The following is a 16,238-nucleotide window of genomic DNA, read 5'->3' as shown; positions in this document are numbered from 1 at the left end:
TATCCTATTTTGAAGCTAAATAATGTATCATATCTAAAAATAATAATCTGATAATTTTCACAAACAATGAAACCTATTCTTAATGCTGTAACAACTATTGCTAGAAAAGCAGGTAAAATTATTCTACAAGCTCAAAATGATCCTAGTACTATCCAAATTTCTCAAAAATCTGATAATACAACCGTCTCAAATATTGATGTAGCCGTAGAAAATTTTATCATCGATAATATCAAAAAATCTGGATTTAATGACTATTTCATAACTGAAGAAAGTGGTGAGTTTGGTAATAAAGACAGCCGCTTCACATGGATTATAGATCCTATTGATGGTACTAATAACTTTGTCCATGGTTTACCACACTGCTGTATCTCAATAGCTGCTAAAAAAGATGGAAATATTGTCTTAGGTGTTATTTATAATCCATTCTTAGATTTAATGTTTTGTGCTTATAAAGGACAAGGCGCTCTACTTAATGGCAAAAAAATTAGAGTTGCTCAAAGTCAAGACTTGGAGAAGGCTTTGATTTCAGCATCTCTAAAATATTCACGTAGAATATTCAAAGATACTTATGTTGCTGAACTTATCAAACTTCAACAAGTGATTTCTGGCTATAGATATTCTGGAAGTATAGCTATGGACATGGCTTACTTAGCGGCTGGTTATATCGATGGATTATGGGCTTGTGGTAGTGTCAAAATATGGGATTTAGCAGCTGGATATATAATCATGAAAGAAGCTGGTGCTATAGTTACTGATATTCATGGTACTAGCAATCTTGAATCTGGTCTAATCGTAGCAGGTAATAAAAAAGTCCAACCTAAGCTTATCAAAATTTTAGCAAAACATATCAAATAATGAATACCCGTGCTATTGCAGCTAAGTCAATTTTAGATATCATTGATAACAAATACTCTCTGTTAACTATAGAACATAAACTTATTGAATATAATTTATCAGATAAAGATAAATCGTTCGTAAAACTATTATGTTATGAATTCTTTAGAAATTATTATTCTTTAGAGAATGTAGCTAGTTTATATTTAGCTGAAAAAACTAAGCTAAAAGCTAAAATATTAGTAATGTTGGGTATCCTACAGATTTTTGAGATCAATCAACCTCATTATGCTAGCATTAATGAAACCGTAGCAGCTTGTAGAAATTTAAAGATACTATGGGCAAAAAAACTTGTTAATGGCGTACTAAGACAAGTAGTTCGTGATTTAGAGGATATTACGCCGAATTACACAGAGCATAAAAACCATGATCTTGCGCCATGGCTTAATGATATGCTTAAAAAACAATACCCTATTGATTATCAAAAGATTGCTAAAGCTGTAAACTCAAAAGCAGATATGTTTGTTCGCCTGAACGAAGCAAAAGATCCTCAATATGTTATTGATTATTTTGATAAAAACAATATTAGCTATTCAAAAACTGAGCTAAAGAACTGCATCAAATTAGATAAAGCGATTGATGTTAAAAATAATACTCTTTTTCAACAAGGTTATTTTAGTGTTCAAGATATATCCGCCCAGTATATGGGACATATTATTAATGTCCAAAATAATGATATTATTTTGGATGCTTGTGCTGCTCCCGGTGGCAAAACAACTCATATCCTAGAATTAGCTCCACAAGCTAAAATTACAGCTATAGATATTATTGATAAACGCCTAGAATTACTTAAAGAAAATATAACAAGAATAGCTAAAGATAATCATGTAAATGTAATCAAGCATGATCTGACACAACCTCTAGCCGGACAGTATAACAAAATCATCCTAGATGCCCCATGTTCTGCTCTTGGCACACTTAAGAGAAATCCTGATATCAAAATATTACGAAAGCCCCAAGATATAAAATCTATACAAACACTCCAAGCTCAAATACTTGATAATCTATGGTGTAATAATCTGCTGACTGATGGCTATCTGCTATATATTACATGCTCAATATTACAACAAGAAAATCAATTACAAATAAAGAATTTCCTATCAAAACATCAAGATGCTGAGATTGTAGAAATTAAAATTCTAGAAAATTATAAAACTGATTATGGTTATCAGATATTACCTACAGAAGATAAAGGTGACGGATTTTATTATTGTTTGATTAAGAAGATTTCTTCTTAGCTGCAATTCTCTCAGCTCCTTCCTTTGGAGATATAGATAATTTTAGTCTATTCAGTTTATATCTATTATCAAAGAAAATATCATCTATTCTATCATCAATAATAAATCCTAATGCTGTATAAAATGCTAGAGAGTGCATATCAGAACAATAGACATAAGCAGTATCTATATCATGATTCTCAAATAAGTACTTAACCATTGCTTCACCAAGACCTTTACCAAAAAAACTTGGTAGTACAGGAGAAAATAGTAACTCCTTATCTCTGATGCATGCAAAACCGACGTTTTCATCATCTACAACTTGAACAAAACACTTGGTTTCTGGTGTATTTAAATATTTTTCTTCTAAAATTTCTACTTCTTTATTTATCTCACTTGTTGTAAGAAATTGACAAGTTGTAGATATGCATTCTTTCCATATATATAGCATATCTTTGAAGTCTTTAGATGTCGCTTTTCTTATTTTCATAGTAATCCTTAGGCTATTTTATAAGTGATTCAATAAAAAGTATCTCACAACCTAACTTGTATATCAAAATATAAAGTTACGCTGTTATTAAATACTACCTAAAAAAAATCGATGAGTAAACTTTTTATCTAATGATAAATTATTAGGATGTGAACCAGGTTCTCCTTGAGGGACTTTTAAACCATGCTCACCATAAAAATCTATCCAATATTTCGATACTTCAATATCGTTAAGTGCTATATAGTTAAGGGTATGCTGAGCAAAATATTTATCCCCACACACACTGTTAAAAGCTAAATGAATTAACTCTGAACAATAGAGCTTGCCTTTTATATTCGGTAAAAATAAATCATTATAAGCAAAGCCCATAAATTCACTAGCATTATTAACTACTTCTTGTAAAAACTCCTCACTCTCAGATACGCGAGCTACTAGAGTTTTTTTATTTGAATATTTAGATAATTTAGCTTGTATAACTCCCGCGACAGGAATAGCTTCTATAATATCTCCATTGCCTATATATAAAGCACAATGATAGTAGCTATAGCCACTAAATCCAGTAGATAAACTAGAGATATTCTTCTCTGCATTATCTACTATAAAAATCACATCGCCTTTCTTGAACACTTCGCTATAACTCCATAAAGAGAATAGGAAAAGGATTTCCTTGATGATCAAGCTCTGAGCGCGCTTTTATCTGAAAACCATGCTTTTGATAAAATCTTAGAGCTCTTGGATTTTGTTCATTTACCTCAACTTTAGTACACTTTTTATTTTCTAAAGCATATTTAAGTAAAATTCGCCCGACTGTTTTACCAAAGTAATTTGGAGAAATAAATAACATTTGAATAGTAACATCAGAAGTTCCAACAAAACCAATAACCTTATCTAAATCTTTTAAAACATATATTTCTATACTATTTATATAGAAAACCTCATTTCTTATTAAGCCTCTTAACTTTACTATATCTTCTTCTGCTAAAAAACCATGAGTTGCCCTAACAGAACTCTCCCATACCTCTATCATTTGATCAAAATCAGCTTCAATAGCTTTTGAGATAATCATCTATATTAAACCTGCTAACCCTTCTTCTAAAATAACTTCAACACCTAATTGTTGTGCTTTGGTAAGCTTACTTCCAGCATTATCACCACAAATAACCATATCCGTTTTTTTAGAGACACTTGAGGTAACTTTTGCACCCATTGATTTAAGAAGTTGTGTCAATTCTGTACGGTTATAGTTTTCAAAAGTTCCTGTAATCACAATTGTTTTATTTGTAAAACTCTCATTATGTGCTTGCTCAATTTTTTCTGGATTTTGGATGTTAATAGAATTGCCTAGTAATTCATCAACAATTTGTATATTTAGGGAATCTTGCCAGAATGAAACAATATTTTTAGCAATAATTTCACCAATATCATTAATCTCTATTAATTGCTCAAATTTAGCTTCACGGAAACTATCTAAACTACCAAAATGATTGGCTAAAGCTTCTGATGATACCTCACCAACATCTTTAATCCCTATTGCAAAAATAAATCTTGCTAAACTTGGCTCTTTACTTTTTGTGATAGAATCTAAAACATTTTGCGATGATTTAGTACCCATTCTTTCTAAGCCTGTCAATTGCTCAAAATTGAGCTTATAAATATCCGCTGGGTACTTGATCAAATCTGCAGCAACAAGTTGCTCAATTAGTTTAGCTCCAAGCTTATCAATATCCATTGCTTTACGAGAGACAAAGTGCTTCAAGCGCTCAGTAGTTTGAGCCTGACAATGCCACCCTCCTGTACAACGATATATAGCCTGATCGTTGATATTCTCAATTGCTGAATCACAAACTGGACAATTTGTTGGCATCTCAACCATCTGTGCATCAGGCCTACGATATTGTGGTAAGCTTTTGACCACTTCTGGAATTACATCCCCAGCTCTACGTACGATGACTCTATCACCGACTCGGATATCTTTGCGTTTAATTTCATTGATATTATGCAAAGTTGCATTTGAAACTATTACACCACCAACTGCAACTGACTTAAGTCTTGCAACTGGGGTAATTGCTCCTGTTCTACCAACTTGGAATTCTACATTTAGAACTTCTGACTCTACCTCTTCAGCTGGAAACTTATATGCTATAGCCCACTTAGGTCCTCTAGCAGTGTAGCCGATAGTATCTTGTAATTTAATATTATTAACCTTAAAAACTAAACCATCAATATCATAAGCTAAATCTGCACGCTGATGACTCATCTTATGGTGATACACTTCAACTTCTGAGAAGTTTTTTGCCAAAAACATATTATCACTGATAGTAAAGCCAAAGCTTTGTAATAAGTTCATAAGCTCAAATTGAGTTTCAGGATGTACAAAGTCTTTAGAAAAGTAGCCAATACCATAGCTATAAAGCTTAAGTGGTCTCTTTGCTACAACTTTTGAGTCAAGCATACGAATACTTCCAGCTGCTGCATTACGCGGATTTGCAAAAGTTTTATTCTCATGTGTTTGCATATACTCATTAAGAGATAGAAAACTTTGCTTATCTAAGATAATCTCACCACGAACTTCTAGTTCCTCTGGAGGATTTGAAGTATTTAGTTTAAGTGGGACATTACGGATGGTTTTGACATTTTCGGATACTTTTTCACCCTGAATACCATCACCACGCGTAACAGCATAATCAAACTTACCATTTTTATAAAAGATACTAATAGCCAAGCCATCCATTTTAGGTTCACATTCAAGCTCAATGTCATACTCTATTTTGTCATAAAAATCACGCAACTCCTCTAGACTAAAAACATTTGCCAGAGATGTCATTTTCTTCTTATGCTTGATAGTCTCAAATCCTGCTAAAACATCACCTCCAACGCGATCTAATACTGAGTTTGATGGCTTAAGCTCCGGATTATCATCAACTAAATCTTGTAATAATCGGAATAACTTATCGTAGTCTGAGTCAGTAATAACTGGCTTATCTATAGTATGATACAAATAGCTTTGTTCGCCTAGATACTCTGCAAGATCATCAATATATGATTTTAATTGTGCTTTAGTTAAAGTTTTATAGTCTATAGAGATAAAATCACTCGGAGTCATTACAAGAAAAGTTTTTCATAATTTTTTATAGTGATTATTTTATACTAATTTAGTAGCTTTTGCATAAGAGAAAGAGCTATAGATTTGTGAGCTTTCTTATTTAATTAACTTAGGTAAATATAATAATAATGCTATTAAAAGATTGTATGATTTTTTGCAATATGTTATAAATCTGCATTACAAAAATAAGACTGTATACAATTTTGTAACGGTACTTATGATTTGTAAACAATATTGACCTTTTAAAAAGGCAATAATCACAGTTTTAGTTTAATTAAAAAATGGACTTGATTTATGCAACAGGTACCTAGATATGTCATTGTCGGCAACGGCAATGTAGCGGCACATATGTGCTATTATTTTGAATACTTAAACCTAGATTTCAGACAATGGTCTCGAAATGAATCGTTAGATCAGCTTGATAAATTATTAGATAATGCAACTCATGTTTTAGTCTTAATCAAAGACTCTGAGATACAAAGTTTTGTAGATAAATATCTCACAAATAAATCAAAAAGGCTAATAGTGATTCACTTCTCTGGTCTTTTAGATATCGAAAATGCTTATTCAGCACATCCTTTACAAAGCTTCCCCGATAAGAACTTATACTCTTTAGATGAGTACAAATCGATTGCATTTGTAACTTGTGATAGAGATATTGCATTTAGTGCGCTTTTACCTAAGCTACCTAACGCTAATTTTTGTATCGATAAAAGTCAAAAAGCGTATTATCACGCAATGTGTGTTTTAGCTAATAATGTAAGCACATTAATCTGGCAGAAATTCTATACAGAAATGCAAAATCGCTTTGGTATAAATCAAGAGTATCTAACACCATTTTTAGAAACCACTTTTAATAATATCAAACACAATCATCATGCCCTATCAGGACCTATAGCTAGAGGGGATAAACTTACGCTACAAAAGGATCTCAATGCTTTAATTGATGATGATTTCTATGATGTTTTTAGAGCCATTGTTAATCAATTTTCAAACAAGGAGAAAAGATAAAATGAAATCAGTTTTAGGCTTCAAAAAAGCTAAAGCGAATCGAGAAAAAATCTCGATGGTAACTTGCTATGACTATACTTTAGCTAAAATCATAAACTCAACAGATATAGATTGTATACTCGTTGGAGATAGTGGAGGTATGGTATTACTGGGTAAAAAAAATACTACCTATACAACTCTAGCTGATATACAGTTCATGACTCAAGCGGTAGCTAATGGTGCTACAGATAAATTCATCATCGCTGATTTGCCATTTATGAGTTATCGCCAATCATTAGAAACAACAATGCAGGCCGTAATGGCTTTGATTCAATCAGGAGCTCATGCGGTTAAGCTTGAAGGTAGTTCAGGAAATTTAGATATTATCAAACATATCGTAGATTCTGGTGTTCCAGTCATGGGACATATTGGTATGACTCCTCAATTTATAAATAGTTTTGGTGGTTTTAAAGTTCAAGGTAAAACTGAAGAAGCCGCTAAACATTTACTTGAAGAAGCTAAGCTTCTTGAGCAAGCAGGATGTTTTGGGATAGTTCTAGAATGTATACCGACAAATATTGCTAAAAATATTACACAAAATTTAGATATCCCAACAATAGGTATTGGAGCTGGTAGTGATACTGATGGTCAGATTTTGGTTCTCCAAGATATGCTAGGTATGAATACTGACTTTCAACCAAAATTTGTCAAGAAATATATAAGCGCATCTGAGATATTTTCCGAGGCTATAAATACGTATGTTAAAGAGACGAAAGCTAATATTTTTCCAACTAAGGAGTATAGCTATGATTATTGCTAAAAATATTGAGCAATTTAATTTGCTAAGAGAAAGTTTCACTAAAGAGCAAAAAATAGGCTTTGTCCCAACAATGGGTGCGTTACATAGTGGTCATATAAGCCTAATCAAAAAAGCTAAATCAGAAAATGAAATTACTATTGTCAGTATATTTGTAAATCCAACTCAATTTAATAATCCAAATGATTATCAAACATACCCAAACCAACTACAGCAAGATATACAAATATTAGAATCTCTTGATGTCGATATATTATTTAACCCTAGTGAGAAAGATATCTATCCCGATGGTAACCTATTGAGAATACAACCTGAGCTTGAAATTGCGAATATCCTAGAAGGTAAAACTAGACCTGGACATTTCAGTGGTATGCTAACTGTAGTACTAAAGCTACTACAAATTACTAAGCCTAATAATCTCTACTTAGGCGAAAAAGACTACCAACAAGTTATGCTAATCAAACAACTTGTTAAAGATTTTTTTATCAAAACAAAGGTTATAGTTTGCTCAACACAAAGAGAAGCAACTGGGCTTCCTCTTAGCTCTAGAAATAAAAATCTAACATCTGCTGACATAGAGATTGCTAATAAGGTATACGAAATACTTAGACAAGATAATTTCTCAGATTTAGAAGAACTAACTAATAAGATTAATTCTACTGGTGCAACAACAGAATACATTCAAAAAATTAATAACAGAATATTTTTGGCACTTTATATTGGTAAAGTACGTTTAATTGACAACTTCCTAAAGGAGACAGGACCATCATGTTAATTTCAGTTTTAAAATCAAAAATCTCATACGCTACTGTAACTGGCAAAGATCTATTTTATGTAGGTAGTATCACTATTGATAGTGAGATAATGAAACAGGCAAATATTATTGAAAATGAGAAAGTACAAGTAGTAAACTTAAACAACGGTGAGCGTCTTGAAACTTATGTAATCAAGGGCGAACCAAATAGTAAAACTATCGCACTAAACGGCCCTGCTGCTAGAAGATGTGAAATAGGTGATCAGCTGTTTATAATTAGTTATGCGCAAATTGATCCTACTAGAGAAAATATAAAACCTAAACTTGTTGACCTAAAAACCGGAGAATAATAAATGATAGTATGCATAGATATTGGTAACTCACATATTTTTGGTGGAGTATTTGTAGGAGATCAAATTAAGCACAACTTTCGCTACCCTTCTACTACTCCGTGTACCTCCGATACGCTAGGCATATTTCTGTTATCATTCTTTGAGAGGAAAAAGCTTGATATTGAAGATATTGAAGCAGTTGTACTTTCATCTGTTGTTCCTCATCTAGAGTATTCTGTCAATTCTGCTTGTAAAAAATACTTAGGGATAACACCTCTTGAGTTAAAACCTGGAATAAAAACAGGATTAAAACTTGATATAAAAAATCCTCTAGATTTAGGTGCAGATCGTGTTGCAAACTCAGTTGCAGCTATCTCTAACTTTCCATCTAAGAACATTATCATTGTTGATTTTGGAACTGCAACAACTATATGTGCTATCAAGCAGAATAAATCTTACATAGGTGGTGCTATTCTACCTGGAATTAATCTATCAATGGATAGCTTATCGCAAAAGACTGCAAAACTATCAAATGTGACTATATCAAAACCTAGCTCTGCCTTAGGTAAGACAACTATATCTCAAATTCAATCTGGTCTTATATATGGTCAATTAGGAGCCATAAAAGAGATAATTAGTAGAATCTCTCAAGAGAATTTCTCAGATAAACCACCCGTGCTAATCGCAACTGGAGGGTATGCTCACTTATTTGAGAAAGAACAATACTTTGATGTAATTATCTCTGATTTATTACTTTATGGACTCAGAATAATCTGGCAAATGAATAAGTAATCTCTGAGCGATAACCTACTATGTTTAAAAAGTTAGTACGTCATTGTGTTAGGCTTGACCACACAATCTAGCAAATAGCTTAAATCTAAGCTATTTGATCAAGTACTACTTTTATATAATTCTAGACGTATATTAATTGCTCAAGCTAACCAATTCACTAATATTTGAATTTCTCTTAATATCTTTCTGAGCAATATCTCTTAAGCTACTTTGTTCAGAAATAATCGTTAATAGATGTTTCGCTCTGGTAATAGCTGTATACAAAAGTTGCTTACTTAGCGCTTCATTATTTTCTGCTGGAAGAATAATCACAATTTCATCAAACTCTGAACCTTGCGTCTTATGAATTGTCATGGCATAAACACTTTCATATTTTGGTAGCATATTTAGACTAAAAGCCTTAGCATCTTTACCATCAAAATATGCTCGAAGCTTACCAGTATCATCTGGCCAGATAATCCCTACATCTCCATTGAATAATCCCAATGAATAGCTATTTTGAGTTATCATAATTGGTTTACCCTTATAGCTAGAATCTATAGGTTTAGACATAAATTTCTCAATTTTCTGATTTAACTTATCTGTACCAATTTCTAAATTTTTATTAGCTACAAGTATTCTAAATTTATTTAGCTCGGTAAGAGCCTCTTTGTAGTCACTGCACTTTTCAAGCTGTGAATATCTCTTTGCATAATCTCTTAAATAAGTATCTAAATTCCTTATGCTATGAGAATTAATATTCTCATTTTGATGACTATCAATATTAATATCACCTTTTAGAACTGAGGCTGCAAGATTATTTATATATTGTTGTGAACGATAGTTTTTGATAAGTAATGTTGTATATGGCGTAATATCGCCATCTCTGTGGTGTGTAAAGTTTGCCAAAAGACTACCAGCCTCAACTGATGGTAACTGATTAGTATCACCTATCAAAATTAGCTTAGTATTATCAGCTACTGCTCTAATCAACTTAATAAAAATATTCATATCAAGCATCGAAGCTTCATCAACAATAATCACATCGTATGGTGCTTTTGACTGCTCGTTATATTTCACATGAGTAGAGTTTGGCCTTAAGCCTAAAAATCTATGTATAGTTTGAGCTTCTAGATTAGATAATCCTAAATAACTATCATTGTCTACCCTTTTACTTAATACACTATTTAAGGATTCCGTCATTCTCTGAGCAGCCTTACCTGTTGGTGCTAAAAGAGCTATTCTTTGCTGATTTTGATTAAGCATTTGTATGGCAAGCAAAAGTTTTGCGACTGTAGTTGTCTTACCTGTACCAGGTCCACCTGAGATAATACTAAAATTATAATTTAGACTTTTGATAACTGCCTGTTTTTGCCAATCTATCTCATCAGCAGGTTCAAATAGCTTATCTACAATTTCTTCAATGTAGTTATCTTGTTGAGTATTTTGGATAGTTCTAGATTTTATAAAGTTAGCTATTTCAACCTCATAATTCCACAATCTTTTGATATATAAGGAATCATACTCTTTAGCAAAGTGTATAGGTAATTTATCATAATCTAAAGACTCTAAAATACTTACAATTTCATCAAAACTTGGTATTTTAAAGCCTACTTTAGCATCGCTTTGAGTGCTTTGCTCTGAAGCAAAAATAGTTTTATTTGATATATCTGCTATCTTCAAACAGCTATGACCATGACTATATACATGCATAAGCTTTATCAAAATATGAAATAAAACTTCATTACTTTTTTGTTCCAAATCGTTCCCCTTCGCTCCGTGAAGGGGTGGATATAAATCACTTGATAAAGTGATTATAGACGGGATAGTCTTTTTGACTAAATCAAACACTTCTTTAGCAAAGAAAAAATCTATAGCTCTAATATCTGCTAATTGCTCACAAGCTTGATGGAAAGTTTTATACATGATAGTCATCCCCATTAAATAGATTAGCAATTTTGTTAATAATCTCTAAAGTTGGTCTAGCTCGATAAACCCCATAACCATCTTTCATACCTCTAAGATAGAAATAATATACTCCGCCAAAATGCTTCTCATAATTATAACTTTCAATGTTTTGTCGCAGGTACTTATCCAAGGCAACGCTATATATTAGATACTGTAAATCATAAAAGCTACTTTGATTTTTCTCACTCATAGCAGCTTGATTATAATCTTCTAGAGTACTCCCAAGATAATTTGACTTATAATCTGCCACATAAAATTTACCATCATATTCAAAAATCAAATCAATAAAACCATGAAGCATACCAAAAATCTTTTGACTAGAAAACTCATCATAATCAATAATCTGATTACGATATTCTGCTAAAATCTCTATAATATTTTTCTTGTATAGTTTTTCATTTGATATAGGAAAATAAAACTCCGCTTCTTTTAAGGTTTTTGTATTTGGAATATCTTTTAAACAAAAGCCTTTATCCTTGATATCAAACAAACCATATTGAATATCATTAGAACTAAAATCTGCAGTTTCTATAGAAGGTATAGACGCGACTAAACACTCTTCTAACCATACTTTAAGCTTATCAAAATCTTCTGCAGCAACTACCTTGTATCTATCCATTTGCTCTTTTAAAAGATTTTCATCTATCTTGCCTAGGCTAAAATCCGTATGCTCTAAAACATTATGCAAAATATTACCAATATCTGCTCCTTTGGGAGCTGTAAATCTAAACTCTAATTCCTGCTGAGATTTTTGGGCACTATCATCTTCAGACTCATCATTTTCTTTTTCTAATGCAGTATTTTGAACTTTTGACTTGGATATTTTTGAGAAAGACAGCATCTCCCAATTGTCATTTGCTAACTTGTTAATATCATTTGCTTTGAGGTTTTGTAAAGTATCATGGTCAAATTGGTCATTTGTAATTAAATTCTCACTTTCATAACAATGACTTGTAGCCACATCTATAAGCGAACTTTGATTAACGGGATTATTCGTGATTATTTGAATTTTCTCTAACCAGTCATCATCTTTTTGATAATCTAAGAATCTTGCTAATGGTGATTTTTCGCTATTACTATATTTTGCAATCCCAATATAACATCTATGCTCTGCACGTGTAACAGCCACATAAAACAGGCGCATTAATTCCTCTATAACTTCATTTTCTATTTGTGGTTTTATACTATCATCCTTACCAATTTTATAGACTGTCTGTTTAAGGTGTTTATCATAGTATTTAGAGAAATCACTCGCCTCAAATTTCTTTTTGCTTACATAACTTGCAAATGGTATAAATACAACTGAGTACTCAAGCCCTTTAGAGCCATGAATTGTAATTATCTTAATCAGATTATCATCACTCTCTAATCGAAGTTCGCCCTCACTTGTAGCTGTACTATTTAGCTGTTGGCGATACCATTTAATAAGCTGATTTGGGTGTTTATATTTATTCTCAGCCACTTTTATAAGCTCGGCTAAATGGAGAATATTTGTGATAACACGTTCTTTTGAATCCGATCTTTGAGTGAAGTTCTGATGTATAACTTGCATAATAAATGCCATAAAACCATATTTATGCCATTGTTGTCTTAGAGATTTTGCTTTTTCTATCTCTTCATCCCATGCTGAGACATCATTTTCATCAATATAACTAATAAATTTATCAGCTCTACCACCAAGTAAACTAGTTGATAACGCTCTTTTTAGCATAGATTTATTTTCAAGATCGTTTACACCCTCCATAAGAGCTAATATCTCCGTAGCCTCTTGGCTATGATAGACATTATCGCGCTGACTTAGATATACTGAGCTTAGTTTCTTAGCTTGTAGAGCTTTTTGAATAACCTTTGCTTGCTTACCATTCTCTACCAAAATTGCGATATCACTTTCTACAACTTTTTTAGAATTTAATAGCCTGACAATCTCATTAGCAGTCCATACTGATAAATTACTATCGATATCACTTTTATTATCATCTTCAGCCACTTGATAATAGAAATAATTTATTGGTTTAAGGTTATCATCAAAGTCTTTTGCTTTCTCATTTGCCTTTGGTGATGCTTTAACAAGTTGATAGCCAATACCATCACTAAAGATATTAGCTCCAAGCTCACCCTCATCTTTTGGTTCATAATCCTTTTTATAAAAAAGTCTATTGTAAGCCTTTATCATCTCACTAGTTGAACGCCAGTTAGTATCCATGCTCCACTGATTGTCACTAGAGCAACTATCTTTAGCCTTTAGATATGTGAAGATATCTCCGCCTCTAAAACCATAGATTGCCTGCTTTGGATCTCCTATCATTAGGAGCAGAAGATTGCTATCGTTCTGATCAGAGCTACTGTCATACTCGCGTAGGAGGGTATCTTTTAAATTTAATCCATTCGTAAGAAGATTCCCACCTTCGTGGGAATGACTACTATTCTTCAAAGGGTAAATAGTATCCAAAATCTCATACTGCTCAGCATCTGTATCTTGAAACTCATCAATAAGAGCAACTGGATATTGATGTTGCAAAGTCTTGACTAAATCTGGAGATTTCTTAACACTTTGACAAAGCTTGGTAATTAAATCATCGAAGTCTAAAACACCTTTTTGCTCTTTTGCTTTTATAAAATCTTGGCGGATTTTTAGGTAGGCTTGTTTGATGAATTGGGCTGCATCAAATTGCTTCTTGTACTCATCTATATCTTTAATTTTTGAATACTTATCTTTTAATGCTTTAATTTCTTCAAAAACTTCAGCGATATCATCTCTACCACGATAACGATTACCATTTATAAAAGCTGATACTTCTTTAGGCATTAAACTAAGCTGGCTATCGTTAGTCCAATTCTCAATAATTTGCCATTCCTCAATTCTTTTGTTTTTATCTTTATGTTTGATTATAAGACTTTCAAATATAAAAGATTTATTCGCTTCTAAATTTACAAAAACCTGTTGTTTCTCTTTTGCTAATTTTTCTGTCTCTCGCTCAAAAGTATCTGCTAATATCTCATAACTAGACCTAACAATATTCCTTAGCTTATCCAAAAACTTGTCTGGAGTATGTAGCTTATAAGCCTGCAAATATTCAAATTTGGTTTTGTTTTTATTGATATATTTTCTAAAAAAATCCTCTACTACTTTTTGCAAAATATCTGAAGTATCGACCTCCATAGAGACATCCATCTCGATACCACTAGCAAAAGCTTGCTCACTTAAGACTTTTTTACAAAAACCATGGATAGTAAATATAGCTGCCTCATCTATCTCAAGTAATGATCTTTTTAGATGCTTATAATTCTCATCACCTTTTTGAATCAGAGTATCTCGTCCTTTTATAGAAACTTTGACCTCTTTGCTTTCAGAAATATCCTCTAATACATCTCTAATCTTAGCTTCCACTCTACCGATAACCTCTTGAGTAGCATCTTTGGTAAATGTCATTACAAGGATATCTTTAGGTAATAATCTACTTCCTAACCTCTGCTCAAGAAGTAAACGAATGTATAACTCTGTAATATTAAAAGTCTTACCAGTACCTGCACTAGCCTCGATAATATGTCGACCTTGTAAAGTTATTGTGTTTGCATCTAGATTAGTCATATTAACCAATTATAATTTTCAAAAAAGTCTTTGAGATATTTTAGCAAATTACTCCTTTAAAAATTTAAGAATATGAAATTAAAAAATATGAGTATAATACTAAACCAAATAACCTGTTATATCGGACTTTGGATAAGGTAACTGCTTAATATTTTTAACAAAAGCTTTGGCATGATCTTTATCTAAAGTATCTAGATCTATAGAAACAGAGTTAAGCGGATTATTATAAATATTTATATAAACAGTATCGTTTGTTAGATCTTTGATACTAGTAAATACTGTATGATCATAATATGTTTTACCATCTATGTTTTCAGCTACTACACCTTTAGGTATATCAGCATTATGCAAGATATGAGCCACTCTGTTTAGAGTACTTTCATCTTTGATATTATCATTATTAGAATAGTAGCCTAATACTGCTGTTCTAATAAACCTAGATGGTGGAGAGTAATCACCAGGCATACCTAATAACCCATTGCCTTGACCTAGTGCATCCACAATTTTATAAGTATGATTTGGCACTACATCATTCTCATTATAAAGTTTCATACGAGATACAGTCTTATTTGACAAGTTCAGATAGTTTCTAATATTTACTAAATGCCAATCATAAGTAGGAGCATTTGTCATAACTTTGAGGTCTAACTCTAACTGATAGAAATGAACTTCACCTTTTACATACTCTACAACTATCGCATTACCACTTTTATCTGATATCAAAAAGTGAAGTTCTGGAACCACTCCATTTACATCTGTAGACCTATCATTCCAAACTTTGATGTTTTCTAAACCTTTCTTAGCTTCATCAATACTATTATATTGACTTAAAATATAAGTTACTATTTCTAAAATTGAAGCGTAATTTTCATCACCTTTGTCAACTTGTTGATACTGAGTAAAACCAGGTAGATAATTAGCACTGAGACTAAGCCCTTGATTATTTTGTCCATCAAGTATTACAAAATTATTTTTATCTATTGTCAAACCTATTCCTAATACAGAATATTTAGATAAATATTTTTTTGCTGGTAAATTTAGATCTACAGGTGCGGTCAGTGTATGTGAAGTACCCGCTGGAATATATGTTAGACTCCAATCCCAAGTGAAACCCCACTCCATCGTTCTACCTGCAACAACATCTCCATCATTACCTTTAAGTGTTATCGCTGTACATGCCATTGCAGAACTTGCTAACACAGTTGAGAGCAACAGCACTGATTTTAAAAGTTTTTTCATTGTAAATTTCCTATATAAAAACTAATACTTACCCAAACAATTTAATCATAATTTTGCAAAAATTAAAATAAAAT

At 32.1% G+C, this 16,238-nt stretch carries 14 protein-coding genes; 7 read left to right on the top strand and 7 right to left on the bottom strand.

Annotated features, from left to right (window positions below):
* Positions 1–66 precede the first annotated feature (66 nt).
* Together F0R75_RS01710 and rsmB are read left to right on the top strand one after the other, a co-directional pair.
* Entirely contained in the window at positions 67–855 is a 789-nt protein-coding gene (locus tag F0R75_RS01710; protein WP_149368567.1) for an inositol monophosphatase family protein, read from the top strand.
* Complete coding sequence (rsmB, locus tag F0R75_RS01705) at positions 855–2,132, top strand: 16S rRNA (cytosine(967)-C(5))-methyltransferase RsmB (RefSeq protein WP_149368568.1); 1,278 nt, start codon at positions 855–857, stop codon at positions 2,130–2,132. Before F0R75_RS01710 ends, rsmB begins: the two co-directional genes overlap by 1 nt.
* Here the strand turns inward: rsmB and F0R75_RS01700 are convergent.
* The 4 genes from F0R75_RS01700 to ligA form a co-directional block, all read right to left on the bottom strand.
* Positions 2,113–2,601, bottom strand: a complete 489-nt coding sequence (locus F0R75_RS01700) for a GNAT family N-acetyltransferase (RefSeq protein ID WP_149368569.1) — start codon at positions 2,599–2,601, stop codon at positions 2,113–2,115. The two genes, rsmB and F0R75_RS01700, sit on opposite strands and share 20 nt — an antisense overlap.
* Positions 2,602–2,688: 87 nt before the next feature.
* Positions 2,689–3,228, bottom strand: coding sequence for a YiiX/YebB-like N1pC/P60 family cysteine hydrolase (locus F0R75_RS01695; RefSeq protein WP_149368570.1), 540 nt, complete (start codon positions 3,226–3,228; stop codon positions 2,689–2,691).
* Positions 3,229–3,232: 4 nt separating this feature from the next.
* Complete coding sequence (locus tag F0R75_RS01690) at positions 3,233–3,667, bottom strand: GNAT family N-acetyltransferase (RefSeq protein WP_044526600.1); 435 nt, start codon at positions 3,665–3,667, stop codon at positions 3,233–3,235.
* Positions 3,668–5,704, bottom strand: coding sequence for an NAD-dependent DNA ligase LigA (gene ligA / locus F0R75_RS01685; protein WP_149368571.1), 2,037 nt, complete (start codon positions 5,702–5,704; stop codon positions 3,668–3,670).
* 294 nt (positions 5,705–5,998) lie between these two features.
* Between ligA and panG the strand changes: the two genes are divergently transcribed.
* The 5 genes from panG to F0R75_RS01660 are packed head-to-tail and all read left to right on the top strand — an operon-like array spanning position 5,999 to position 9,389.
* Complete coding sequence (gene panG, locus F0R75_RS01680; protein ID WP_149368572.1) at positions 5,999–6,715, top strand: 2-dehydropantoate 2-reductase PanG; 717 nt, start codon at positions 5,999–6,001, stop codon at positions 6,713–6,715.
* A gap of 1 nt (position 6,716) precedes the next feature.
* Complete coding sequence (gene panB, locus F0R75_RS01675) at positions 6,717–7,514, top strand: 3-methyl-2-oxobutanoate hydroxymethyltransferase (protein WP_149368573.1); 798 nt, start codon at positions 6,717–6,719, stop codon at positions 7,512–7,514.
* The gene (gene panC, locus F0R75_RS01670; RefSeq protein ID WP_149368574.1) at positions 7,501–8,286 is read left to right on the top strand and encodes a pantoate--beta-alanine ligase; all 786 of its coding nucleotides are present in this window, start codon (positions 7,501–7,503) and stop codon (positions 8,284–8,286) included. The genes panB and panC overlap by 14 nt, the downstream gene beginning before the upstream one ends.
* Positions 8,280–8,615: an aspartate 1-decarboxylase gene (panD, locus tag F0R75_RS01665; RefSeq protein ID WP_012280696.1), complete on the top strand. Its 336-nt coding sequence runs from the start codon at positions 8,280–8,282 to the stop codon at positions 8,613–8,615. Before panC ends, panD begins: the two co-directional genes overlap by 7 nt.
* A gap of 3 nt (positions 8,616–8,618) precedes the next feature.
* Positions 8,619–9,389 carry a type III pantothenate kinase gene (locus F0R75_RS01660; protein WP_149368575.1) on the top strand — a complete coding sequence of 257 codons (771 nt, stop codon included), beginning with the start codon at positions 8,619–8,621 and terminating at the stop codon, positions 9,387–9,389.
* Between the two features lie 132 nt (positions 9,390–9,521).
* Here F0R75_RS01660 and recD read toward each other — a convergent pair whose 3' ends face one another.
* From recD to F0R75_RS01645, 3 genes are all read right to left on the bottom strand, one after another.
* On the bottom strand, positions 9,522–11,294 hold the full coding sequence (recD, locus tag F0R75_RS01655; RefSeq protein WP_187985967.1) for an exodeoxyribonuclease V subunit alpha: 1,773 nt from the start codon (positions 11,292–11,294) through the stop codon (positions 9,522–9,524).
* The gene (recB, locus tag F0R75_RS01650) at positions 11,287–14,925 is read right to left on the bottom strand and encodes an exodeoxyribonuclease V subunit beta (protein WP_149368577.1); all 3,639 of its coding nucleotides are present in this window, start codon (positions 14,923–14,925) and stop codon (positions 11,287–11,289) included. The genes recD and recB overlap by 8 nt, the downstream gene beginning before the upstream one ends.
* 99 nt (positions 14,926–15,024) lie before the next feature.
* On the bottom strand, positions 15,025–16,164 hold the full coding sequence (locus tag F0R75_RS01645) for a choloylglycine hydrolase family protein (protein ID WP_149368578.1): 1,140 nt from the start codon (positions 16,162–16,164) through the stop codon (positions 15,025–15,027).
* Between the last annotated feature and the right edge of the window lie 74 nt (positions 16,165–16,238).

The organism is Francisella marina, assembly GCF_008369785.1.
In the GTDB taxonomy this organism is placed as follows: domain Bacteria; phylum Pseudomonadota; class Gammaproteobacteria; order Francisellales; family Francisellaceae; genus Francisella; species Francisella salimarina.
This window is presented reverse-complemented; position numbering and strand designations above follow the sequence as displayed.

What these genes read in the sequence shown, in the direction of transcription:
- F0R75_RS01710 (WP_149368567.1), top strand. Translation starts at nt 67, where the DNA reads ATGAAACCTATTCTTAATGCTGTAACAACTATTGCTAGAAAAGCAGGT.
- rsmB (WP_149368568.1), top strand. Translation starts at nt 855, where the DNA reads ATGAATACCCGTGCTATTGCAGCTAAGTCAATTTTAGATATCATTGAT.
- F0R75_RS01700 (WP_149368569.1), bottom strand. Translation starts at nt 2,601, where the DNA reads ATGAAAATAAGAAAAGCGACATCTAAAGACTTCAAAGATATGCTATAT.
- F0R75_RS01690 (WP_044526600.1), bottom strand. Translation starts at nt 3,667, where the DNA reads ATGATTATCTCAAAAGCTATTGAAGCTGATTTTGATCAAATGATAGAG.
- ligA (WP_149368571.1), bottom strand. Translation starts at nt 5,704, where the DNA reads ATGACTCCGAGTGATTTTATCTCTATAGACTATAAAACTTTAACTAAA.
- panG (WP_149368572.1), top strand. Translation starts at nt 5,999, where the DNA reads ATGCAACAGGTACCTAGATATGTCATTGTCGGCAACGGCAATGTAGCG.
- panB (WP_149368573.1), top strand. Translation starts at nt 6,717, where the DNA reads ATGAAATCAGTTTTAGGCTTCAAAAAAGCTAAAGCGAATCGAGAAAAA.
- panC (WP_149368574.1), top strand. Translation starts at nt 7,501, where the DNA reads ATGATTATTGCTAAAAATATTGAGCAATTTAATTTGCTAAGAGAAAGT.
- panD (WP_012280696.1), top strand. Translation starts at nt 8,280, where the DNA reads ATGTTAATTTCAGTTTTAAAATCAAAAATCTCATACGCTACTGTAACT.
- F0R75_RS01660 (WP_149368575.1), top strand. Translation starts at nt 8,619, where the DNA reads ATGATAGTATGCATAGATATTGGTAACTCACATATTTTTGGTGGAGTA.
- recD (WP_187985967.1), bottom strand. Translation starts at nt 11,294, where the DNA reads ATGTATAAAACTTTCCATCAAGCTTGTGAGCAATTAGCAGATATTAGA.
- recB (WP_149368577.1), bottom strand. Translation starts at nt 14,925, where the DNA reads ATGACTAATCTAGATGCAAACACAATAACTTTACAAGGTCGACATATT.
- F0R75_RS01645 (WP_149368578.1), bottom strand. Translation starts at nt 16,164, where the DNA reads ATGAAAAAACTTTTAAAATCAGTGCTGTTGCTCTCAACTGTGTTAGCA.